The sequence below is a fragment of the Mesorhizobium sp. WSM2240 genome (assembly GCF_040438645.1).
Lineage (GTDB): Bacteria > Pseudomonadota > Alphaproteobacteria > Rhizobiales > Rhizobiaceae > Allomesorhizobium.
Genome location: NZ_CP159253.1, coordinates 139,814 through 163,724, shown reverse-complemented (window position 1 = coordinate 163,724; position 23,911 = coordinate 139,814). Strand labels below are relative to the sequence as shown.

Below are 23,911 nucleotides of genomic sequence, written 5' to 3'. Positions count from 1 at the left end.
GCGATGCGGCGCCAATAATGGTTCATCCGGTCCAGCCGAGACCGGCGGAAATGCAGTTGATCGAAAGCAGAAGTGCATTGACCGCGCGCTTGGGTTTTGTAGTGGCGCCATCCTGCGCGCGCACCTCGCGCAAGAGCTGGACCTGCAGCCTGTGGATCGAGTCCATCTGCGGGCGGATACGGTCGAAGTGACGCTTGAACGCTGGGAAGCGCTCGGACAGTTTAAGGCCGCCATTGACCTCAGAGATCATCCGCCGCGTCAGCGTGTATTCGGCCGATATCTTGCGGTGGATGCGCTCGCCCACTTCACGGTCCTGCACCAGCCCGGCATAGAGGCGGCCAATGTCCATGTCAGACTGGTAGAGGCCCTTGTCGACCTCGTCGACGACGAGCCGAAAGAAGCGCGAGCGCTCAAACATTTGCCTGAGCAAATCCAGACCGGCATCACCGCGCACATTGACGAAGGAGTTCAAAGCGGTGCCGATGCCGTACCAGTTGGTAAGCAGGTGCCGGTTTTGGCTCCAGGCGAAAACCCAGGGAATAGCGCGCAGGTCGGAGATGTCACTGGCGCCGAATCGGCGCGGCGGTCGCGAGCCGATCTTGAGGAGCGACAACTCCTCCACTGGGCTAGCCTGGTTGAAATAGTCGATGAAGCCGCGTTCGTTGATGAGGCCCGAGTAGGAGGCCTGTGACATGCCGGTCAACGCTTCCAGCGCCTCACTGAACTCAGGGATATCCTTGAGCTCGGCTTCGTTCTGCGATTTGACGCTGTGGGCAAACACGCTCGCCGCCAGGATTTCGAGCTGATAGAGGCCGGTGCCGCGGTTGGCGAACTTGGACGAAACAACCTCGCCCTGCTCGGTGACACGCATTACCCCACCGACCGTGCCGGCAGGCTGAGCAGCGATTGCCCTGCCCGTCGGCGCACCGCCGCGGCTGACCGACCCGCCGCGGCCATGGAAAAAACTGATCTTGACCTTGCGCTTGACACCCAACACCGCAATCCGTCGCTGCGCCTTGTTCAGTTCCCAGTTGGAGGCGAGGAAACCGCCATCCTTGTTTGAGTCCGAATAGCCCAACATGACTTCTTGGCTGTTGCCGAAATCGCGCACCGAACGGCGGACGATGGATACGCCGAACAGTTGGTCGAGAATCTCGGGCGCGGCGCGCAAATCGGCGATGGTCTCGAACAGTGGCACGACACGGAGCGCGATGGTTCCGCTGCCGTCCATCGCTGTCGCCAGGCCGGAATACTGCGCAAGCAGGTAGACGGCCAGAAGATCGTCGCTAGACCGCGTCATCGAGAGGATGAAAGCGCCCACGGAACCGTCGTTCAGCCCAGCCGATGCTTTGCGGATAACGTCGAACAGGTCGAGGAGCTCCTGCGCTTCTTCGGATAGGGCCAGCCGGTCGACTTCGAGCTGTTCGCCGGAATTCAGCGCCGCACGGATCCGCGCGGTCCATTGGGGCGTGTCGGATGCCGGCGCGCCGCCGGGGTCAGCGAGCTGGAACAGCTCGGTCAGCACGCGGTTGACGACGGTTGAGTTCTGCCGGATGTCGAGCGAAACGGTGCGAAAGCCGAAGGTCTCCACCTGCTGGCGCAATGGCCGCACGAAGCGCTTTGCAACAAGCTTACCGCCAAGTTGGGCCAGTACGTTTTCAAGCTCGCGCAAATCAGCTTTGAAAGCGTCCGAATGGGGATAGGGTTTGGCCGAAGCCTCGCCGCGCACCGCTTCCAGACGATCGAGCATTGCGGCTGCGAACTGGCGCAACGGTTCGTCGGGATTGCGCGCGACGATCTCCGAGGCATTGCCACTGCGATGCAGCGCATGTCCGAGCGCCTTGATGAAAGCTTCGGGGACGTCCACGACATTGGCGCTGACGCTGAGCACCGTGACCAGCTTACGCACCTGACCGATGTACCAGCCAATGATCGCATGGCGGCACTCGTTGAGCGCACAGGCCGTGGTCTTAGCCGTGACGTTCGGATTGCCGTCGCGGTCGCCGCCGATCCATGACGCATAGCGCATGAAGGACGGGACCTTCAGATCGTGCTCCGGATAATGGCACGCCAAGGCCTCCTCGACCAGGTCATAGAGCTTGGGCGTCGCTTCGAAAATCACCTCGCGGAAAAAGTGCAGGCCCCAGGCTATCTCGCGCTCAACCGACGGCCGTTCGAGGCGCAGCTCGCCCGACATCCAAAGAATCTCGATTTCGCTCTTGAGGTCGTCGATCAGCTGTTCGCGTTCGCGCGGCGCCCAACGCTGCTGTTCGAGTTCGGTCAGCTTGCGATAGATGCGGCGATGGATTTCGAGAACTGTGACGCGCTTGGCCTCGGTAGGATGCGCCGTCATGGTCGGCCCGACAGCGAGCTTGTCGAGGGTAGCCTGGACCTCCTCGGCCCCATAGCCGGCGGCCGCGATCTCGCCCACCACGTTAGCGAAGGAGCCGATGATTTCATCAGCGCCGCCCATTTGCTCGATCTCGCGACGTGAACGCATTGCCAGCAATTCGTTGGTGATGGCGACAAGCTGGAACCAGATGCCGCTCGCCTGTAGGGCCGAAATGCGCTGAGCCGGGGCAAGGGCGTCAAGGCTTGCGCGCCCCGTCAGCACGTCTGCCATCGCGGGGTCGCGTTCACTGACGACGGAGGTCAGAAGCCTGAACATCAGGCTTCTGGCGTCCTCGCGAAAACTGAGCGGCCTGCTCGCCTCCAAAGCGACACCCATCTTCTTCAGTTTCCTTCAGCATTGATCAAAGGAGGGCTGCTCCTTTGATGGTCATCCCGAAAGGATGTCATTTCTCCCAATAGAGCAGACAGGCTATGCGCGTTCTTGAAAACGCCCGGACGGGTAGATTTCCCATTCGTTCGGGTGGTTCCGCCACTGGCCGAACGAATATCGCCGAGCCCAATTTTGGGCTGTCGCACCGGGCTAAATCAGGACTTCGAAAAGGGTTGGGCCAAAGGCGTTTCGCAGTGGACGAGATTTAACTCACGTGCAAATATGTTGCACCATAAGCAAGATACTTAATGGCGCTGAAAGTGAGGTCCAGTATCGAAAACCATATGGCAGCAGCATCAACGACGCTTGAGGAGGACATGCAAATGCAGAGAGTGCTGCCGGAACTTTACGAGGGCCACGCGCCCATTACGCTGCAGAATGCCTTTCACGATGCGCTCGAAGCGTTGGAGGAATGGAAGGAAGGAAGCGAAGAGCCGCGCGTGACAGTCGATGGCGTTGTCGTTCCGATAAGCCATGTCCTGGTCGGAATGAGCGCTTGTACCGACCTTCTTCCGCTCAGGACGCGAGGCGTTCTCGAAGAGATCATCGACAGAGACACAATTCGTGCGGCCGGTGGTTTGATTTACGCCGACGCTGCGAGGCTTGCGATGGCATCGTGCATGAAAGGTCTGGACCACGCGTCCCGCCAAGTGCCGGCCGCTACCATGGTGCAGGCGCACCAGGCGTGCGTTGAACTGTGACCGAAGCGCTTGTCTGGAAAAGCTTTGACAATGGATCTTCGATTTCCCGCAAGGGCGGCGGTCTACCCGCCCATACCTGCACGCTGAGCGGGGGCGCGTCATTGGCTGCGCTTCAGTCCCAAAAGCCAAAGTTGCCTACCAGTAAAAAATCTTGCCTGTTGATATTGCCTTGTCGGTAAATTTCGAGTCATGATGCCGCCGACACTGGCCACCTCGAAGGCAAACTCCCAGGCGGCGACGACAATAAGGAGGAGAACCCGATGACAGCTTCATGGCGTTTTTCAACGCTGGCCGATCGCCACCGCGCGCTCGGTTCCAAACTGGAAGACTGGAGCGGCATGGGCACAGCGTGGACCTATGACAAGGACGCGGACGAGGAATATGTCGCGATCCGCACCAAGGCCGGCCTGATGGACGTTTCGGGACTCAAGAAGGTCCATATAACTGGCGCCCACGCCTCTCATGTCGTTGATCTCGCCACGACGCGCAATGTCGAGAAGATTTATCCCGGCAAGTCGGCCTATGCCTGCATGCTCAATGACGCCGGCAAGTTCACCGACGACTGCGTCATCTATCGCATCAGCACCAATTCCTGGATGGTGGTCCATGGTTCGGGATCGGGCCACGAGGAATTGACGCGCGCCTCGATCGGTCGCGATGTTTCAGTCCGTTTCGACGACAATCTGCACGACCTTTCGCTGCAGGGCCCACTGGCGGTCGACTATCTCGCCAAGCACGTGCCCGGCATCCGCGATCTGAACTATTTCCACCACATGCAGACGCAACTGTTCGGCCTGCCCGTAATGATCTCGCGCACAGGCTACACCGGCGAGCGCGGCTACGAGATTTTCTGCCGCGGCCAGGACGCGCCAAAGATCTGGGACACGATCGTCCAGGAAGGCAAGCCCATGGGCATCATCCCGACGCGTTTCACCACGCTCGACATGCTGCGGGTCGAGAGCTATCTGCTGTTTTATCCCTATGACAATTCGCAGAAGTATCCGTTCGAGAACGAGGGACCTGGCGACACGCTTTGGGAACTGGGCCTCGATTTCACGGTCAGTCCCGGCAAGACCGGGTTCCGCGGCGCCGAGGAGCACTATCGTCTCAAGGGCAAGGAGCGCTTCAAGATTTATGGGGTGCTGCTCGACAGCGACAAGGCGGCAGACGAGGGCGCACCGATCTACCGCGACGGAAAGAGAGTCGGTGTCGTAACCTGCGCCATGTATTCGCCTCTGGTGAAGAAATCGATGGGCATCGCCCGTCTCGATGTGGATTGCGCCATCATCGGAACGCCGCTCGAAATCCGCAATGCGAGCGGCTCGGTCAAAGCGACAGCCCAGTCGCTGCCATTCGACGATCCCAAGAAGCTCAAGCGGACCGCAAAGGGCTGATATGTTGGACGGTACACCGGCCAAGACGATCTTAAGTCGCCCGGTCTACGGAACATTGTCACCGCAGGCCGGTAAGCGCCACCTTCTCGTAGCGGATGCCGAAGGCGCGTCCGCTATCCTCGATCTGGCGATGCAGGCGCCCGAAGGCTTCTTTGCAAGTGCCCACATCATGTTCGTACCCGGCCGGACCGAAGACCGGTTCCAGCGAGCGCTGAAGGCGCTGAAGCCGGCGCAATACTACGAAGGTCCGTCGATCGCGGCAGCACTGCCGCGACTGCGGCAGACTCTTGCCAATGCTCATATGGGCACGCGCCTCTATCTCGCGGGCACGGAAGGCCTGATTGGCCAGGCCATGCAGGCCGCACTGGACGCCGGCGTCGACCATGCGTCGATCCAGACCGAGCAGCGTGGTTCGCTTGCCCGCCGGATGCAGTGCGTGCACTGCAAGGGGATCACCGAAAACGTGACCACGCAACCGGCGAACTGCTCGCATTGCGGGCTGCTGTTGCTGGTGCGCGACCACTACTCGCGCCGTATCGCGGCCTTCCAGGGCGTCTGTATCAACGCGGAGGATCCAACCGAGGCCCCTCAAAAAGAGGAGATTTTTCGGTGAGCGCGGGAACAACCAAGCTGAACGTCACCGTGACCGATGTTGTCGCGGTTAACGAACTGGTGAAGCGGTTCCATTTCGAAAGAACTGACGGAAGCGATCTGCCTACCTTTTCCGGTGGCGCCCATATCGTCGTTGAAATGCGCGACGGCGACACAACCAGGCTCAATCCGTATTCACTGATGAGCTCGCCCCTCAACACGCGCGATTACACTATAAGTGTGCGTCGCGACGATGCCGGGCGCGGAGGGTCGCTTTTCATGCACAACCGCGTCAAGCGCGGCATGGCTATGGTGATCAGCTATCCGGTGAACCTGTTTTCGCTGGACCTGCGAGCCCGCAAACATCTGATGATCGCCGGCGGCATCGGCATCACGCCGTTCCTGGCCCAAACCGCGCAGCTGGCGGCAATCGGTGGTAATTTCGAGTTGCATTACACCTGCCGCACGCAGGCCTTGGCCAGCTATTCAGACGTGTTGCGGGAACGCTATGGCAGCCGCGTCCGCCTCTATCTTGACCACAGCAAGGAGCGCATTCCACTCGAGCGGCTTCTGGCCTCCCAGCCACTTGGCACGCATCTTTATGTTTGCGGTCCGGCGGGAATGATCCGCTGGGTGCGAGATACGGCAGCCGCTCACGGCTGGCCGGACGAGACGGTGCATTTCGAGCACTTCGCGGCGCCTCAGCCGGGCACACCCTTCGACGTCAAATTGGCAACAAGCGGCAAGGAAATCCGCGTCGGCGAGCAGCAGAGTCTTTTGGAAGCCATGGAGGCGGCCGGTGTCGACCCGCCCTATCTGTGCCGCGGCGGCGTCTGCGGCCAATGCGAGACGAACGTCATCTCGTATGACGGGACGTTCAGGCACAACGACCACTGGCTGAGCGAAGACGAACACTGCTCGGGCAAGAAGATCATGCCATGCGTCTCACGCTTCGAAGGAAGATCACTGGTCCTCGATCGCTGACTATCGACCCCGGAAAGGGAGGAATTTCATGGGCATAAACTTTAGAAAAGAGACGTTCCGCGACGATTTCACTTTCCGGAACAGCCCTGAATTCGTCAGGCGTTTCCCCTTCCCCTTCAATGAAGACGCCTACATGTATGCGGTGAATATCGAGCCGCATGTCGTTGGGCCGAAGGGAAGCGTATTCGAAAACCTGATCGACGTCGACGAACACTATGTCGCGGAAATGCAGGACCGCGCACTGGTGCTTGCAGAAGATCCGCTCCGCTGCCAGTCATTGCCGCACATGACGCTTGCCGGATGGGATCTGCTCGAATTGCTGATGACCGAGCAGGCCAACGGCTATCCCGAACATTTTTCGCTGACCCGCGACGGCGATCGCTGGCGCTGGATCAACCGGCCGCTCGGCATCGACGACAGCTTCACCTTCGGCGATACATCAACGCTTCCCTATGGGCCGATGGAATATATCACTCGCCAGAGCCAGGGTGATTTCTGCATTCTCGACCAGCGCGATGGCAATCTGTGGATGGATGCCGGCATCGTTACGACCCAAGCCGACTGGTCGCTCGATTTCGACATCGGCATGAACTTCTTCGAATGGCACGCACCTGTACCGCTGGCGCACGAAAAGGGCATCTTCGTCCGGGCGCTTAAATTCCTCACCAACATCCAGCAAGGCCGGCCGGCGCGGCGTCTCAACTGGACGATGACCATCAATCCGCGCCTCGATACCAGCCCAGAGAATTACCACAAATGGGGACCGGACCGGACCACAGTGACGCCAGAAAATGTCGGTGAAAAAGTGCATCTGCGCGTTGAACTGCAGAGCTTCTGGCGGTTGCCCCGCTCCAACGCCCTGGTGTTCCCGATCCGCTGCTACCTTATCAAGATGGATGAACTGGTGACGGTGCGCAAATGGGCGCGCCGTTTCCACCGCGTGCTGCGCGACCTGCCAGACGAGCTTGCCGAGTACAAGGGCCTGACGCGCTACCGCACGACCGTCGTTGAGTGGCTGTCGAAGTATGACGATGGCGCGCCGACTTCGCCCGGCTTCAGCCCGGATTAGGTCGAGACATGTCTCTCGCCGATCAATTCGGGCATGCCGCCTTGATCAAAAGCTCCCTCGCTTGGGATCGGCGATCCTTTAGCGCCGCTGATCGGGAAATCGAGCGCCTGATGGCGCTTCACCCGAAAGGCTTCGAGCTCTCGCTGGACCGGATCAGCCGGCTTCTGGCAAAGCTCGGCAACCCGCAGGACCGGCTGCCGCCGGTCGTCCATATCGCAGGAACCAATGGCAAGGGATCGACCGCGGCGTTTTCGCGAGCGCTGCTGGAGGCTTCCGGCCTTAAGGTACATGTCCACACCTTACCGCACCTCGTCAACTGGCACGAGCGCTTTCGCATCGGCACGGCCGGGGGCGGCAAGCTTGTGGCAGACGACGTGCTTGCCGAGGCGGTGGCGCGGGTCGCCAAGGTCAACGACGGCGAACACGCGACGGTGTTCGAGATCCTAACCGCAGTCACTTTCCTGCTTTTTTCCGAGCATCCGGCCGACGCCGCGATTATCGAGGTCGGACTTGGCGGACGGTTCGATGCCACCAACGCCATCGACAGGCCGGCTGTTTCCGTCATCATGCCGATCTCGCTCGATCACGAGGCCTATCTCGGGGATCGTGTCGAACTGATCGCCGTCGAAAAGGCCGGCATCATCAAGCCAGGTGTGCCGGTAGTGATCGGCGCACAAGAATCGCCAACTGCACAGGACGTGCTGATCGCGACCGCCGAACGGTTGGACTGCCCCCGTCTGGTCTACGGCCACGATTTCATGGCCTATGAGAAAAGCGGCCGAATGATCTACCGGGACGAGATTGGCCCGATGGATCTCACGCCGCCAAAGCTGCCTGGCCGCCACCAGTTCGCCAATGCCGCCGCCGCGATCGCCGCAGTGAGAGCCGCCGGCTTCGAACTGGACCAGCATGCCGCTGATCGGGCTATGACCACCGTCTATTGGCCCGGCCGCATGCAGCGGCTGCCGAGAGGCAAACTATCGGATCTCGCGCCGGAGGGCGCCGAAATCTGGCTCGACGGGGGTCACAATCCGGGCGCCGGCGTCGTGGTTGCCGAGGCGCTTGCCGAACAGGAAGAGCGGTTTGCGCGGCCGCTATTCCTTATCTGCGGCATGCTCAACACCAAGGATCAGACCGGCTATTTCCGTGCCTTCGAAGGAATGGCGCGACATGTCTACACGGTTCCCATTAATTCCAGCGATGCCGGCGTGCCGAGCGCCGAACTTGCCGGGCGAGCGGTCGCCGCCGGCCTGTCTGCCGATCCTATTAACTCCGTCGCCAACGCCCTTAAGCGGCTGCGCGACAGCTGGGACCGGAGCGAACCCGCGCCGCGCATCCTGATCGGCGGATCGCTCTATCTCGCCGGTGAGATACTGGAGCAGAATGGAACTCCACCCGACTGAAGCGACTAGTAGGATTACTCGTTTCCACCTTGTGGGTATGAAATAATCGACAGGTACCGGATCGGCAACTTGGTCAACTCGTCTGGGCCGTGCGGCGCATCGGCATCGAAAAACAGGCTGTCGCCCGGCGTCATCCGGTAGAGATTGTTGCTGTGGCGGTAAACCACCTCGCCCTCCAGCATATAGAGGAACTCCATGCCGTCATGCTGGAACGTTGGAAAGACGTCGGAATCTTCCGACAGCGTGATGAGATAAGGCTCGACCACGACGCCGCTGGAATCCGATCCGATGTGTCCGAGTAAAGTGTACTGGTGTCCGGCGCGCGTACCGCGACGCTCCACGTCGGCGCCCTCGCCAGACTTGACGAAGACGGCGTTGCGTTCCTCCTCGAAGCGGCGAAAGAAGGCCGTCAGCGGCACGCCGAGCGCGCGCGAAAGTGCCTGCAGCGTCGTCAGGGATGGCGAGGTAATGCCATTTTCGATCTTCGACAGCATGCCGAGCGATATGTCTGTGGTCGCCGCAAGGTCGGCGACGGTAATGCCGAGTTTCTTGCGAAAGGCGCGGACTTCATGGCCGATCGCGACCTCCAGCACCTTTTCGCGCGTGTCGCGAATGGCATGGGGATCTTGCTTGAGCGGCGCCGGTCGCGAGCGGCCCGCCACAACGGCCGGAGCCTTCTTGCCGTTGGAAACCGCAACAGCAGCCTGCGCTTCCTTCATAAAAATTCCCCATCCGGTGTTAAGAAATGAAATATTTTTACCGGTAGTAAATCTCTTTCTACGAGATTCAAGCGCCCTCGTCGAAAATCGGCGAAATTGAATGGCGCAACCGGCCCATCGTCGGAGGCTGCAAAGGCTTTCTTCTGCCTCCCAGATCGCGTCCAATACCCTTTCGGCGTCGAGTGGATGGCACAAGATCTCGTAGCCGAGTACCTCTGTATTGGCTACCCACGCTTGTGGAGCGGCCATCTTTCATTTGATCCGGGCTATACCGTTACCTATGAATGCGCGGCTCTGCTCTCACTGCGGACGCAAATGCGGCCCGCGATTCCTTTCGCTGGCGTAGAGTGCTACCGCCATCGCTCGATTACGAACTTCGAGTTTATCGTAGAGATTCTTGAGATGATACTTGACCGTATTTTCGGAAATCCCGGTGCGTGCTGCAATCTGCAGATTCGTCCAGCCATCTGCCAGCACCGAGAGAAGCTCGCGCTCCCGCGTCGTCAGCCGCGATAGGGGCGTGTCGTTGATCTTGGACACATCCACGTAGGGAATGCAGATGCGGCCGTGGGCAACCGCGACAAGCGTATCGAACAATATCGCCGGTTCATCGAACTGGTAGCAAAAGCCCTGCACACCCAGGCGCACGCATTGCTTGAGTATAGAGATGTCGTGGTCGTTGGAAAAGATTACGACCCGGGCATGCAGGGCGCGCCGTTGCATCTCGGCCAGCACCTCGCCACTGTCCATGTCGGAAAGTCTCCAGCCGAGCACGGCGATATCAAATGCAGATTCCGCTGCCGCCGCCTCGAGAAAAGCCTTGCCGGTCTGGACGCTTTCGGCCAACTCAAAACGACTGTCTCGCGTGAGCATATCGGCGAGGGCGGCGACAACCAGCGGATTGCGCTCGGCAATCAGCACCCTGAACTTATTCGTTTTTGCCACCGGCACCACTTCAATCCCGCGGCCCTGGCGCTGACCCTTCCATTCGGCGTTCATGTTCCTCCGCCTACGTCCCTTGGACGCACCTCTTGTCGACGTCTCCCGCCCCCACAAACCAATTACTAGCATGAATTATTTTTTCATTCCAGTGTATGCGGCAATTTTGCTAATGAACCGACTTCCAACCCAGTGCGGAAGCTGAAGGCCCCCTTCCCCACCCGTTTGGGTGGGCCTCATGTGCCCGGATCGACGCATGGAACCTGGCCTATTTTCCGTCCGGCACAGGTTGGCCGCGGTTTGGCCCGTCGCTGCGACAAAACCGCTTGACGCCGGGCCGGTTTCGGACAAACTTCACCTTAAGGAAAAAAAAAAGCCTAAGCGGAAACTCCAATTTTAGCCATGAAACCGACAAGGTCGGGCATGGGCGGCGGGTATTCTCAATCACATGGGGAACTGACAATGAGTGTTATAGCGGACGTAAGGCCGGCCGATAGCGCCGGCCAGCTTCACAGGACAATCGACTGGCGAGGCGCCTTCTGGGTCGCCAGCGGCGTGCCGGCGCTGGTTCTGTTCTCGATTGGCGGCATCGCCGGCACCACCGGCAAGCTCGCCTTCGTCATCTGGACCTGCTCGGTGGTTCTCGGCCTGATCCAGTCCTTCACCTACGCCGAGATCGCCGGCCTGTTCCCGTCGAAATCCGGCGGCGCCTCCGTCTATGGCGCGACGGCCTGGCTGCGCTATTCGAAGTTCATCGCGCCGCTATCGGTGTGGTGCAACTGGCTGGCCTGGACGCCGGTGCTGTCGCTCGGCTGCTCCATCGCCGCCGCCTACATCCTGAGCGCGCTTGCGCCCATCCCTGGCTTCTCGGAAGACTCGGCGGCGGTGACGGGCTGGCTCTCGGATCCGGCCAATGCCGGCAAGACGGCGGCCGACGCGATCGCGGCCTTGACGGCGGCCGGAACGCCCGCCATCCGCGACTGGACCCTCTATAGCGGCTCGCTCGGGCCAGTCAGCTTCTCGCTCAACGCCGTCTTCTGGATCGGCGTGGTGCTGATGCTGATCGTCTTCGCCATCCAGCATCGCGGCATTCTCGGCACCGCAAACGTCCAGAAATATATCGGGCTGATCGTCATCATCCCTATGCTGATCGTCGGCATCGTCCCGATCCTCACCGGCCAGATCAACTGGGACAATTACTCGCCGCTGGTGCCGCTGGCCAGCGCCTACGCTCCGGAACCGGGAGAGTGGAACATCGGGGGTTGGACGCTGGTCTTCGGCGGCATGTTTATCGCCGCGTGGTCGGCCTACGCCTTCGAGACCTCGATCTGCTTCACCAGCGAGTTCAAGAACCCGGCCCGCGACACGGTGCGCGCCATCCTCTATTCCGGCCTGCTCTGCCTGTTGCTCTACACGCTGGTGCCTTTCACCTTCCAGGGCGTGCTCGGGCTCGAAGGCATGCTCGCCGGACCGATCGTCGATGGTTCGGGCGTGGGCGCCGCCATGGCGGCCATGGTCGGCGGAACCGGCATCATCACCTCGATCATGATCATGCTGATGATCCTTGCCCTGATGCTGGCGATCATGACGGCGATGGCCGGTTCGTCGCGGACGCTCTACCAGGGTTCCGTCGACGGCTGGCTGCCGCGCTACCTCACCCAGGTCAACGAGCATGGCGCGCCGACGGCTGCGATGTGGACCGACCTCGTCTTCAACCTGTTCCTGCTCGCCATCGCGGCGGCGGACGCGACCAGCTACTTCTTCATCCTGGCCGTGTCAAACTGCGGCTACATCATCTTCAACTTCCTCAACCTCAATTCCGGCTGGATCCACCGCATCGATAACGGCCACATCCGGCGGCCATGGAAGGCGCCGACCTTCCTGATCGCCGCGGGCGCGATCCTATCCTATGTCAATGCGATGTTCATGGGAGCCGGCGCCAAGGTCTGGAACCCGTGGGCACTGTGGGCCGGGTTGATCGCTGCGGCGCTGATCATCCCGGTGTTCTGCTACCGGCATTACGTCCAGGACAAAGGCAAGTTCCCTGCCCACATGCTCGACGACCTCGGCATCACGCAATCGGATCTCGTCATTCGCAAAGCCGGAATCCTGCCTTACCTAACGCTCGCGGCCGGTCTGGCCGTGGTGCTGATCTCGAACTGGATCTTCGTCCTCTAAGCGACAGCATCGCCTCCTGGGTCAAGGCCGGCGCATGCGCCGGCCTTTTCCTTTGCAGGCCCGTTGGCCATTGTTGGCCGCACGGAAAAGCACTCTTTCAATATTTCTTAATATGAAAAAATATTGCATCAAGGTTGACTTTTACAGTTCTCCATTGCTAGATCCGGCAGGAAATTCAGTGCAGGGACATACGGAAAACGTATCGGGATTGCGACCGGCGGCATGCCGCTGGAATCGAATCCGACTGGGAGGACAGCTTGGCGACGGTAATCGACGGCAAGGCAGCCGCAGCCGATGTGGTGGCGAAGGTCAGGGCCGCGGCGGAACAATTGATCGCGGCAACGGGCGTTGTTCCCGGTATCGCCGTGGTGATCGTCGGCCATGATCCGGCAAGCCAAGTCTATGTTGCTTCCAAAGGCAGGAAAGCCAAGGAGTGCGGCTTCCACTCGATCGAATACGCACTGCCGACGGACACTTCCGAGGCAGAGCTCGTCGCCGTGGTCGAAGAGCTCAACGCCGATGCCTCGATCCACGGCATCCTCGTGCAATTGCCGCTGCCGGACCACGTCGATGCAGGCAAAATCATCCAGACCATCGCGCCGGAGAAGGACGTCGATGGCTTCCATTTCACCAATGTCGGCAAGCTAGGCACCGGCGAACTCGAAACCGCTTTCGTACCGTGTACGCCTGCCGGTTCAATGCTGCTGATCGAACAGGCGCTTGGCCGAGACCTGTCGGGCCTCAATGCGGTGGTGGTCGGCCGCTCGAATATCGTCGGCAAGCCGATGGCCAATCTCCTGCTCAACGCCAACGCTACCGTCACCGTTGCCCATAGCCGCACCAAGGACTTGCCGGCGATCTGCCGCAATGCCGACATCCTGGTTGCCGCCGTCGGCCGTCCGGAAATGATCAAGGGCAACTGGGTCAAGCCGGGAGCAACCGTCATCGACGTAGGGATCAACCGGGTCGGTGAAGCTGCCAACGGCAAGTCAAGGCTGGTCGGCGACGTCGCTTATGCAGAGGCCGCGGATCATGCCGGCGCGATCACGCCTGTGCCTGGAGGTGTGGGCCCGATGACGATCGCACTGCTTATGGCCAACACCGTGGCTTCGGCCTGCCGGGCGGCGGGCCAAACGCCGCCGCGCTTTTAAGAGCCCACCGGCTCTGCGGAACCGAACTGAAATCTGGGAAGAGAACCATGGCCGAAGTAAAATCCGACATCGAGATCGCGCGCGGCGCAAAAAAGCAGCAGATCCAGGAGATCGGCGCCAAGATCGGCATTCCGCACGACCACCTCCTGCCTTACGGCCATGACAAGGCGAAGGTCTCGGCCGACTTCATCAGGTCGGTGAAGGGCAACCGCGACGGCAAGCTGATCCTGGTCACCGCGATCAATCCGACGCCGGCCGGCGAAGGCAAGACGACCACCACGGTCGGTCTCGGCGATGGCCTGAACCGCATCGGCAAAAAGGCGATCGTGTGCATCCGCGAGGCCTCGCTCGGGCCCAATTTCGGCGTCAAGGGCGGCGCGGCCGGCGGCGGCTACGCCCAGGTCGTGCCGATGGAGGACATGAACCTCCACTTCACCGGCGATTTCCACGCCATCACCACCGCCCACAATCTGCTGTCGGCGCTGATCGACAACCACATCTACTGGGGCAACGATCTCGGCATCGACATCCGCCGCGTCGCCTGGCGGCGCGTCATGGACATGAACGACCGGGCGCTGCGCGAAATCCTCTGCTCGCTGGGCGGCGTCGCCAACGGCTTTCCGCGCGAGGCCGGCTTCGACATCACCGTCGCCTCCGAGGTGATGGCGATCCTGTGCCTGGCGACAGATCTGAAGGACCTGGAAAAGCGCCTCGGCGACATCATTGTCGCCTACCGCCGCGACAAGACGCCGGTCTATGCCCGCGACCTCAAGGCCGACGGCGCGATGGCGGTGCTCCTGAAGGACGCCATGCAGCCCAACCTGGTGCAGACGCTGGAGAACAACCCGGCCTTCGTGCATGGCGGCCCGTTCGCCAACATCGCGCATGGCTGCAACTCGGTGGTGGCGACCACGACGGCGCTGAAGCTCGCCGACTATGTGGTGACGGAAGCCGGCTTCGGCGCCGATCTCGGCGCGGAAAAATTCTTCGACATCAAGTGCCGCAAAGCCGGCCTGAAGCCGGCGGCGGCGGTGATCGTCGCCACGGTGCGGGCGCTCAAGATGAATGGCGGCGTCAAGAAGGAAGACCTCGGCGCGGAGAATGTCGCTGCGGTGAAGAAGGGCTGCGCCAATCTCGGCCGCCACATCGAGAATGTGAAGCAGTTCGGCGTGCCGGCGGTGGTCGCCATCAACCACTTCCACTCCGACACCGAGGCCGAGATCCAGGCGGTCAAGGAGTTCGTCGCCTCGATGGGCGAGGAAGTGATCCTGTGCAAGCACTGGGCGCACGGCTCGGCAGGCATCGAGGATCTGGCCCACAAGGTGGTGTCGCTGGCCGAGTCGGGCGGCTCGCAGTTCGCGCCGCTCTACCCGGACGACATGAAGCTGTTCGACAAGGTCAACACCATCGTCAAGCGCATCTATCGCGGCGACGAGGCGATCGCCGACAAGTCGGTGCGCGACCAGTTGCACCAGTGGGAGGCCGCCGGCTACGGCAAGCTGCCGGTGTGCATGGCCAAAACGCAGTATTCGTTCTCGACCGACCCCAATCTGCGCGGCGCGCCGACCGGCCACACGGTACCGGTGCGCGAGGTGCGGCTCTCGGCCGGCGCCGGCTTTATCGTGGTCATCTGCGGCGAGGTGATGACCATGCCCGGCCTGCCCAAGACACCCTCCTCCGAGAAGATCTTCCTCAACGAAATGGGACAGATCGAAGGGCTGTTCTGAGCCGAGGCAGCCAGGCTACACTCGAATTCTCTCGAAGGGTTATGGCGGCCTCGCCCGGTTGCGGGAGATTCATGAGCATTCCCGATCAACCGAGATATGCGGAATCTGTGGCTGAAGTGCATGGAAAAGGCTATCGCAAAGTCCGGCATCGTCGACCCGACTGCCAGCCTTTTGATGACGCACTTCACGCGCGCGCTGCCGAACAGCGCGGAGCCGGGATTAGATTGCGTGAAGGCGGCCGACCTCCACCCCATACTCCAGGGACGAATCGACCATCGTGTGCCAGAGGCTGTCGGCGAAACTGCTGAAAACGAGAACATAATAGACGGGAGCCGCCTCGTCCGCGCCGCGCCACAGATTGACGGAAGTGTGGTTGATCGAGGTCGTTGCCGCAGTGCCCGCAGCGAATGCCGCATCATGTAGATCGAGCGAGGAGAATTTGGCCAGCGCGTCACGAGCGCGAGGGCCGGAAATGCGGATCAGGCAGCGTCCGTCCGACTGATCCGAAAGCGAAGCGATGCCGGAAACGGCCTTCCGCAACTTGTACTGTTGTTCAGCGCCCTGCGACTTCAGGGCAAGGACCATGAACTGGTCAGGCCCCGACCAGATCAGCGTCGCTCCCTTGCCAACAACAGCCTTGGGTGTGCTCGGCGGCTCAATGCCGAACAGCTTCTTTGCCGCCTTTCCCGTTTCAGCCCAGCAGCCGCGCCTGGACATGACCTGGATCAGCTCTATCTCGCCAACTTCTTCAAGCGTCACGCCCGCCTGCCCGTTGGCAACCCCATGGCGGCCGGCCACAAGCGCCTTCTGCAGCGGCGACCGAGTGTTCCAGGAAAAATCAAGCACGCTGACGCACTCCCTCGGGATCGTAGAAGACAGGGCTGCATAGCTCGGCCTCGTAGTCCTCGCTACGCAGCGGATCATGGATGCGGACGACCTCGCCAAAGCGCTCGCGTCCACGTTCGACCAAAGCGAGACCGATCCACTGTTCGAGCATGGGCGAAAAGCAGACCGAAGTGACATAGCCTTGGTCAGTTTCCGGGCCGACGATTGCGCCCTTGGGAACGACATGCGCACCAGAACGCAGGCGTCGTATCTTATCGACCGGCTTTACACCGACGACCACCTGGCGGTTCGGTGCGGTCAGCGCCTCCCGCCCGGCCATGACGCGACCGATGAAATCCTTCTTCTTTGACATCATTTTTCCAAGCCCAAGATCATCGGCCGTGGTCGTGCCGTTCAGCTCCGGCCCGGCGACGTGGCCCTTCTCGATACGCATGACTCCGAGCGCTTCAGTCCCGTAAGGTGTGACACCGAACGGTTTCCCCGCAATCATCAGATTATGGGCGAGCGCCTCGCCATAGCGGGCCGGCACCGAGATTTCGAAGGCCATTTCGCCGGAGAAGGAAATGCGGAACAGTCGGGCGACAATACCGCCGCGCAGCTTCACCTCACGGGCACCCATAAAGGGAAAGCCCTCGTTGGAGAGGTCTTCCGACGGATCGACGATCGCCTGCAGCAGGTCGCGGGTCTTCGGCCCTGCGATGGAGAACTGCGCCCACTGATCCGTGGCGCTGGTCAGTTGCACATCGAGCTCCGGCCACAGCACCTGACGGCAGAACTCGAGGTGCTGCATCACCGGGCCGGCCTTTGCCGTGGTCGTGGTCAGAAAGTAATGGTCTTCGGCGAGACGTGAGGTCGTGCCGTCATCCATGACGATGCCGTCTTCGCGCAGCATGAGGCCGTAGCGCGCCTTGCCGACTGCGAGCGAGGAGAAGGCGTTGATGTAGACGCGATCGAGGAAAGTGCCGGCGTCGGGACCGCGTACGTCGACCTTGCCGAGCGTGGAGACGTCGCAAAAACCAACGCCGCTGCGTACGGCCAGGACTTCGCGGGTGACCGATTCCAACCAGTCGTTCTCGCCCGGCTGTGGAAACCACTGCGCGCGCTTCCACAGACCGGTATCGACGAAGACAGCACCCAGCTCAGCCGCCCAGTGATGCGACGGCGTCAGCCGCCAGGCGTGGAAATTCTCGTCGCGGTGGTTACCGGCGAGCGCGCCGATGGCCACCGGCGAATAGGGCGGGCGATAGATCGTCGTGCCGGTCTCTGGGATGGTTCGGCCCGTGGCGTCCGCCATGATTGCCAAGCCGTTGATATTGGACGTCTTGCCCTGGTCGGTCGCCATGCCGAGCGTGGTGTAGCGCTTGAGATGCTCGACGCTTTCGAAACCTTCGCGCTGTGCCAGCGTCACATCCGATGCAGTGACGTCGTGCTGGAAATCGACGAAGGCCTTGCCCTTAGCCTTGACCTGCCAGAGCGGCGATATCGCGTAGGTCTCGTCGCACGCTTCCGCTGCCTCGCCGGGATAGCTGGCCGCCCCACACTCGGCGGCAGCGGCGACACCCGCGGCATGGCCGTCGCGCAGGCACGCGCCGAGCGAGAATTCGCCATTGGCCGCCCCCGCGGTGGTCATGCCCTTCGGTACATCCCCCGGTACGAAGGCGGCGATGTCGTCTCGCCACACGGGCCTGCCGCGATGGAAGCAAGATAGCCCGACATTTGGATTCCAGCCCCCGGACACGGCAAGGCAGTCAGTGTCGATCTGCTGCGCGCGGCCATCCTTGCCGGTCACGACGATGCTGCGAACGCCGTCGATGCCGCCTTTTACGTCGGACACGCCGCCCGCGAGAACGCGCAGATCGGAGAGCCCGGCAACCGCTTGGTATTCCGCCGGCACTCTTCCTCGTGGATCGATAACGGCCGCTATCTCGCCGCCCGCCCGCTGAACTGCTTCGACCGTGCGCCAGCCGTCGTCATTGTTGGTGAACAGCGCCACCTTCCGACCCGGCATCGCCGCGAAGCGGTTGACATAGGTCCGAACGGCAGACGCCATCATCACGCCTGGGCGGTCGTTGCCCAGGAACACGATCGGCCGTTCGATGGCGCCGGCGGTAACCACGGAGCGCCTGGCGACGATGCGCCAGACCCGCTGGCGGACCTGATGCGGACCGGGAACAGCAACATGGTCGTTGACACGTTCAAGCGCGGCATAAACGCCGCCGTCATAGACGCCGAACAAGGCTGTGCGTGTCATGGTACGCACGTTCTGCAGCGAAGCGAGTTCATCGGTCGCGCGACGCAGCCAGTCCGCGGCATGCATGCCGTCGATCTCGCCGCCATCGCTGAGCAGGCGGCCACCAACGCGGCTGTCCTCCTCGCATAATATGACGCGGGCGCCGGCACGACCTGCAGCCAAAGCGGCGGAAAGACCAGCCGGCCCGCCACCGACCACGAGCACATCGCAATGCGCCCAGGCTTTGTCGTAGTGGTCGGGGTCGGGCAGCTCAGCGCTTTTCCCGAGACCGGCGGCGCGCCGGATCATCGGCTCATAAACCGTTTCCCAGAACTTCGCCGGCCACATGAAGGTCTTGTAGTAGAAGCCGGCGACGAAGATCGGCGACAAAAGCGAGTTGATCGCCATGAAGTCGCGGCGCAGCGACGGCCAGCGGTTCTGGCTGTTGGCGACGAGACCGTCATAAAGTTCCGCCATAGTCGCCCGTGTATTGGGCTCGCGGCGTGCGCCAGTGCGCATCTCGACGAGAGCGCTCGGCTCCTCTGAGCCAGCGGTCATGATGCCGCGCGGGCGGTGATACTTGAACGAGCGCGCCACCAGCTTGACACCGTTTGCGACGAGCGCCGAGGCCAGCGTGTCGCCGACAAAGCCGGTCATTGTCTTGCCGTCGAACGAGAATTGCAGGGGCGACTGGCGGTCGATCAACCCGCCGCTGCGCAGCCGATGCGACTGGCTGACCGGGGCAGCCCGACCATCCGAAGTGTGGGCGTCGAGCGCAGCCGTCCTAGTGAGCGGTTCGGATCTTGAATAGCCCGACATGGTCATTCTCCTGCATGCGCCGGCTTGGCCGCGCCGGCGCCGGGGGCTGCGGTGACCGATCCGAATTCGTGGGTCACCGTGTTTCGCTCAGCGACCAGCCAGGAGCGGCAGCCGCCGCCGTGATACCAGTACTCGCGCATGACGCCGGCTACGTTGTCCCGCAGATAGACGTAGTCGTAGAAAGCATCCTCGGCCGCCTCTGGGCCTGTTCCGCTATCGACGGCAAAATTGGGTCGCTTGGGCGAGGCGTCGCCTAGATAGGTGAACTCGCCGGACTCGCGTTCGCCACAGAAAGGACATGCAATACGCATTCCAACAGTCTCGCTTTTCGCTTTCAGTGCAGGTTTGGCTGAGCGCCCTGGCCCTTTTCGTCGATCATCGCGCCGCGGCGGAACCGATCGAGCCGGAACAGAGCGGCCTCCGGATGCGGCTCGTCTCGCGCCAGAAGGTGGGCGAAGGCGAGGCCGGAAGCCGGCGTCGCCTTAAAGCCGCCATAGCACCAGCCGGCATTCAGATAGAGACCATCAATTGGGGTTTTGTCGATTATCGGCGTACCGTCCATCGACATATCCATTATGCCGCCCCACTGGCGCAGCATGCGCACGCGACCGATCATCGGCATCACCGCCATGCCGCCTTCGCAGACGTCCTCGATCACTGGCATGTTGCCGCGCTGAGCATAGGAATTGTAGCCATCGAGGTCGCCACCAAAGACGAGGCCGCCTTTGTCCGATTGGCTGATATAGAAGTGACCCGCGCCGAAGGTGATGACGCCAGGAATAAGCGGCTTGATCGCCTCGGACACAAAGGCCTGCAGCACATGGCTTTCGATCGGCAGCTTCATGCCGGCCATTGCGGCGACGCGCGAGGTGTTGCCCGCGACCGCCATTCCCACCTTGCCGGCGCTGATCCTGCCGCGCGTGGTCTCGACCCCGCTAATGCGGCCGTTGATCAGGGTGAAACCGGTGACCTCGCAATTCTGGATAATGTCGACGCCGCGCTGGTCGGCGGCGCGCGCATAACCCCAGACGACCGCGTCGTGGCGCGCGGTGCCGGCACGGCGCTGCAAGAGGCCGCCCATTATCGGAAAGCGTGCGTTCTCGTAATTGAGGAACGGAAGTTCCTTGCGGATCTGCACGGCGTCGAGCAGTTCGGCGTCGATGCCATTGATGCGCATGGTGTTGCCGCGGCGGGCGAACGCGTCACGCTGGGCGTCGGAGTGGTAGAGATTGATGACGCCGCGCTGGCTCACCATGGCGTTGTAATTGAGGTCCTGCTCCATGCGCTCCCACAGCTTCATCGAAAGCTCATAGAAGCCGGTGTTGCCGGGAAGGCCGTAATTCGAGCGGATGATGGTGGTGTTGCGTCCGGCATTGCCGGAGCCGATCCAGCCCTTTTCGAGCACGGCGACATTGCGGATGCCATATTCGCGGGCGAGGAAATAGGCCGTGGCGAGGCCATGGCCGCCACCGCCAATGATCACCACGTCGTAGTGGCTTTTCGGCGCCGGATCGCGCCAGGCCCGTGTCCAACCCTTATGGCCAGACAGCGCAGCCTTCGCGAGTGAGAAGATCGAGTATTTCATCACAGGTGTTCCGGGCAATATCAGGGTGTCCGAGGCCGTGCACGGACCCGCCAACCTGGCAGGTCACGCGCCTGTCCTGCAGTTGAACTCAGACGTCCAGCGTGTGCTCGCGCTCCCATTGGGTGAAGTGCGAGGCGTAGGAGTCCCACTCCATTCGCTTGAGCTTGATGTAGGCGGCGGAGAAGTCCTCGCCCATCGCGGCCTTGAGCTCGGTGTCCTTGTCGAATTCGCGAAGCGCGTCGAGCAGGTTGAGCGGCAGCTTGGCGCCGTGAGTGACAGAGTGCCCGTCCTTGTACATATCGACGTCGCTGCGGGGACCGGGATCGGCTTTGGTGCGGATGCCGCTGAGGCCGGCCGCGAGGATAACCGCCTGCATGAGATAGGGATTGGCCGCACCGTCCGGCAGCCTGAGCTCGAACCGTCCCGGTCCTGGCACACGGACCATATGCGTGCGGTTGTTGCCGGTCCAGGTCACGGTATTCGGCGCCCATGTCGCGCCCGAAATGGTACGCGGTGCGTTGATGCGCTTGTAGGAGTTGACGGTCGGGTTTGTGATGGCCGCAAGCGCGGAAGCATGTTTCATGATGCCGCCGAGAAAATGCCTGCCCTTCTCGGAAAGCCCCAGTTCCATGTTCTTGTCGGCGAAGGCGTTGGTTCCGCCGCTGAGGTCCCACACCGAAATGTGAGCGTGGCAGCCGCTGCCTGTGAGACCCTGGAAGGGCTTCGGCATGAAAGTCGCGCGCAAACCGTGCTTTTCGGCGATCGAGCGAACCATGAATTTGAAGAAGGAGTGTTTGTCGGCGGTTGCCAGAACATCGTCGTATTGCCAGTTCATCTCGAACTGGCCGTTGGCGTCTTCGTGATCGTTCTGGTAGGGCTGCCAGCCAAGCTCCAGCATCGCATCGCAGATCTCGGCGATGACGTCGAAGCGGCGCATCACCGCTTGCTGGTCATAGCAGGATTTCGCCGCGGTATCGTACTCGTCGGCGATCTGCTTGCCGTCAGGGGTAACGAGGAAGAACTCCGGCTCCACCCCGGTCTTCACACGCATCCCTTCCTTCGCGGCTTCCGCCACCAGGCGTTTCAGCGTGTTGCGAGGCGCCTGGGCGACGCTCTTGCCTTCCATCAGGCAGTCCGAAGCAAGCCAGGCGACTTCAGGCCGCCACGGCAGCTGGATAACGGACGCTGCGTCCGGCACAGCCAGCATATCGGGGTGCGCCGGCGTCAGGTCCAGCCAGGTCGCGAAGCCAGCAAAGCCGGCTCCTTCCCTTTGCATGTCCGATATAGCCTGCGCCGGCACCAGCTTGGCGCGCTGACCTCCGAAGAGATCAGTGTATGAGACCATGAAGTATCTGATGTTACGAGTCCTTGCGAACTCTTTAAGGTCAGTCACTTCGTCGGACTGGTCGAATTTGGCGTCAAAGGCCGTTCCCATGGAATGCTCCTCCCTGTTCTTGCTTAAAAGGCGCCCTTCCCAGGTACCCAGTTTGTTCCCGCCAGCGGCACGCCGGCCATGGCAGCCGCCTCGATCGACAATGCGCACAAATCCTCCGGCTCCAAATTGTGCACATGGTTCTTACCGCAGGCGCGGGCGATGGTCTGCGTCTCCAGGGTCATCACCTTCAGATAGTTGGCGAGACGCCGGCCGGCGGCCACGGGATCAACCCGCTTCATCAATTCGGGATCCTGCGTGGTAATGCCGGCAGGGTCCCTGCCCTCGTGCCAGTCGTCATAGGCGCCGGCGGTGGTGCCGAGTTCGGCGTACTCGGCCTCCCAACGCGGATCGTTATCGCCCAGCGCAACAAGGGCAGCCGTTCCGATTGAGACGGCGTCCGCTCCCAGCGCCAGCGCCTTGGCAACATCAGCGCCGTTGCGGATGCCGCCCGAAATAATCAGTTGCACTTTCCTGTGCATGCCGAGGTCCTGAAGCGCCTGGACCGCCGGACGCAGGCAGGCAAGCGTAGGTTGACCGACGTGCTCGATGAAGACCTCCTGGGTCGCAGCGGTGCCGCCCTGCATGCCGTCCAGCACCACCACGTCGGCGCCGGCCTTCACCGCAAGTGCAGTGTCATAATACGGCCTTGCACCACCGATCTTGACGTAGATGGGCTTTTCCCAGTCGGTGATCTCGCGCAGTTCGAGGATCTTGATTTCCAAATCGTCCGGTCCGGTCCAATCGGGATGGCGACAGGCCGAGCGCTGGTCGATACCCTTTGGCAGGGTACGCATCTCGGCGACACGATCGGAAATTTTCTGACCGAGCAGCATGCCGCCGCCGCCAGGCTTGGCGCCCTGGCCGACGACGATTTCTATAGCGTCGGCGCGGCGGAGGTCGCGCGGGTTCATGCCATAGCGCGATGGCAGGTATTGATAAACCAGCGTCTTCGAGTGGCCGCGCTCCTCCTCGGTCATGCCGCCGTCGCCGGTGGTCGTAGAGGTCCCGGCGATCGTAGCACCGCGCCCCAGCGCTTCCTTCGCCGGGCCCGACAGCGAGCCGAAGCTCATGCCGGCGATGGTGATTGGGATCTTCAACTCGATGGGCTTCTTCGCGTGACGCGCACCAAGCACGACGCTGGTGTCGCAGCGTTCGCGATAACCTTCGAGCGGATAGCGCGAGATCGATGCGCCAAGAAACAGAAGATCGTCGAAATGGGGAACCCTGCGCTTTGCCCCAGAGCCGCGAATGTCGTAGATGCCCGTCGCCGCGGCGCGGCGGATCTCGGACATTGTATAGTCATCGAACGTCGCCGACTTGCGGGGTGTTGTCGGAGGATTGTGATAGGTCATGTCCGG

Annotated in this window: 18 protein-coding genes; 9 read left to right on the top strand and 9 right to left on the bottom strand. The window is 61.7% G+C overall.

Annotation, left to right across the window (positions count from 1 at the left end):
* Positions 1-22 precede the first annotated feature (22 nt).
* Positions 23-2,728: a phosphoenolpyruvate carboxylase gene (locus ABVK50_RS00800; RefSeq protein WP_353643253.1), complete on the bottom strand. Its 2,706-nt coding sequence runs from the start codon at positions 2,726-2,728 to the stop codon at positions 23-25.
* A gap of 302 nt (positions 2,729-3,030) precedes the next feature.
* Between ABVK50_RS00800 and ABVK50_RS00795 the strand changes: the two genes are divergently transcribed.
* From ABVK50_RS00795 to ABVK50_RS00770, 6 genes are all read left to right on the top strand, one after another.
* On the top strand, positions 3,031-3,483 hold the full coding sequence (locus tag ABVK50_RS00795) for a hypothetical protein (protein ID WP_353643254.1): 453 nt from the start codon (positions 3,031-3,033) through the stop codon (positions 3,481-3,483).
* Between the two features lie 260 nt (positions 3,484-3,743).
* Entirely contained in the window at positions 3,744-4,877 is a 1,134-nt protein-coding gene (locus ABVK50_RS00790) for an aminomethyltransferase family protein (protein ID WP_353643255.1), read from the top strand.
* A 4-nt stretch (positions 4,878-4,881) separates the two neighbouring features.
* Entirely contained in the window at positions 4,882-5,490 is a 609-nt protein-coding gene (locus ABVK50_RS00785) for a dimethylamine monooxygenase subunit DmmA family protein (protein ID WP_353643256.1), read from the top strand.
* Positions 5,487-6,452 carry a PDR/VanB family oxidoreductase gene (locus tag ABVK50_RS00780; RefSeq protein ID WP_353643257.1) on the top strand — a complete coding sequence of 322 codons (966 nt, stop codon included), beginning with the start codon at positions 5,487-5,489 and terminating at the stop codon, positions 6,450-6,452. Before ABVK50_RS00785 ends, ABVK50_RS00780 begins: the two co-directional genes overlap by 4 nt.
* A 28-nt stretch (positions 6,453-6,480) precedes the next feature.
* A complete protein-coding gene (locus ABVK50_RS00775; RefSeq protein ID WP_353643258.1) occupies positions 6,481-7,521 on the top strand; it encodes a DUF3445 domain-containing protein in 1,041 nt (346 codons plus the stop codon).
* Between the two features lie 110 nt (positions 7,522-7,631).
* Positions 7,632-8,924, top strand: coding sequence for a folylpolyglutamate synthase/dihydrofolate synthase family protein (locus tag ABVK50_RS00770; RefSeq protein ID WP_353643259.1), 1,293 nt, complete (start codon positions 7,632-7,634; stop codon positions 8,922-8,924).
* Between the two features lie 14 nt (positions 8,925-8,938).
* On the opposite strand, the gene ABVK50_RS00765 is transcribed toward ABVK50_RS00770, so the two are convergent.
* On the bottom strand, positions 8,939-9,643 hold the full coding sequence (locus ABVK50_RS00765) for an XRE family transcriptional regulator (RefSeq protein WP_353643260.1): 705 nt from the start codon (positions 9,641-9,643) through the stop codon (positions 8,939-8,941).
* 300 nt (positions 9,644-9,943) lie between these two features.
* Entirely contained in the window at positions 9,944-10,642 is a 699-nt protein-coding gene (locus ABVK50_RS00760) for a response regulator transcription factor (protein WP_353643261.1), read from the bottom strand.
* 402 nt (positions 10,643-11,044) lie between these two features.
* Between ABVK50_RS00760 and ABVK50_RS00755 the strand changes: the two genes are divergently transcribed.
* The 3 genes from ABVK50_RS00755 to ABVK50_RS00745 all read left to right on the top strand — a co-directional run bounded on the left by ABVK50_RS00755 (position 11,045) and on the right by ABVK50_RS00745 (position 15,638).
* Positions 11,045-12,760: an APC family permease gene (locus ABVK50_RS00755; protein ID WP_353643262.1), complete on the top strand. Its 1,716-nt coding sequence runs from the start codon at positions 11,045-11,047 to the stop codon at positions 12,758-12,760.
* A gap of 257 nt (positions 12,761-13,017) precedes the next feature.
* Positions 13,018-13,911 carry a bifunctional methylenetetrahydrofolate dehydrogenase/methenyltetrahydrofolate cyclohydrolase FolD gene (gene folD, locus ABVK50_RS00750; RefSeq protein WP_353643263.1) on the top strand — a complete coding sequence of 298 codons (894 nt, stop codon included), beginning with the start codon at positions 13,018-13,020 and terminating at the stop codon, positions 13,909-13,911.
* 47 nt (positions 13,912-13,958) lie between these two features.
* The gene (locus tag ABVK50_RS00745; protein ID WP_353643264.1) at positions 13,959-15,638 is read left to right on the top strand and encodes a formate--tetrahydrofolate ligase; all 1,680 of its coding nucleotides are present in this window, start codon (positions 13,959-13,961) and stop codon (positions 15,636-15,638) included.
* Between the two features lie 219 nt (positions 15,639-15,857).
* Here ABVK50_RS00745 and ABVK50_RS00740 read toward each other — a convergent pair whose 3' ends face one another.
* The 6 genes from ABVK50_RS00740 to ABVK50_RS00715 all read right to left on the bottom strand — a co-directional run bounded on the left by ABVK50_RS00740 (position 15,858) and on the right by ABVK50_RS00715 (position 23,905).
* Positions 15,858-16,484 (bottom strand): sarcosine oxidase subunit gamma family protein, encoded by a 627-nt coding sequence (locus ABVK50_RS00740; RefSeq protein ID WP_353643265.1) that lies wholly within the window; start codon positions 16,482-16,484, stop codon positions 15,858-15,860.
* Positions 16,477-19,539, bottom strand: coding sequence for a sarcosine oxidase subunit alpha family protein (locus ABVK50_RS00735; RefSeq protein WP_353643266.1), 3,063 nt, complete (start codon positions 19,537-19,539; stop codon positions 16,477-16,479). The genes ABVK50_RS00740 and ABVK50_RS00735 overlap by 8 nt, the downstream gene beginning before the upstream one ends.
* Positions 19,536-19,844, bottom strand: a complete 309-nt coding sequence (locus ABVK50_RS00730) for a sarcosine oxidase subunit delta (protein WP_353643267.1) — start codon at positions 19,842-19,844, stop codon at positions 19,536-19,538. Before ABVK50_RS00730 ends, ABVK50_RS00735 begins: the two co-directional genes overlap by 4 nt.
* Before the next feature lie 23 nt (positions 19,845-19,867).
* Entirely contained in the window at positions 19,868-21,118 is a 1,251-nt protein-coding gene (locus ABVK50_RS00725) for a sarcosine oxidase subunit beta family protein (protein WP_353643268.1), read from the bottom strand.
* 88 nt (positions 21,119-21,206) lie between these two features.
* Complete coding sequence (gene glnT, locus ABVK50_RS00720) at positions 21,207-22,553, bottom strand: type III glutamate--ammonia ligase (protein ID WP_353643269.1); 1,347 nt, start codon at positions 22,551-22,553, stop codon at positions 21,207-21,209.
* A 23-nt stretch (positions 22,554-22,576) separates the two neighbouring features.
* Complete coding sequence (locus tag ABVK50_RS00715) at positions 22,577-23,905, bottom strand: FMN-binding glutamate synthase family protein (protein WP_353643270.1); 1,329 nt, start codon at positions 23,903-23,905, stop codon at positions 22,577-22,579.
* Positions 23,906-23,911 lie beyond the last annotated feature (6 nt).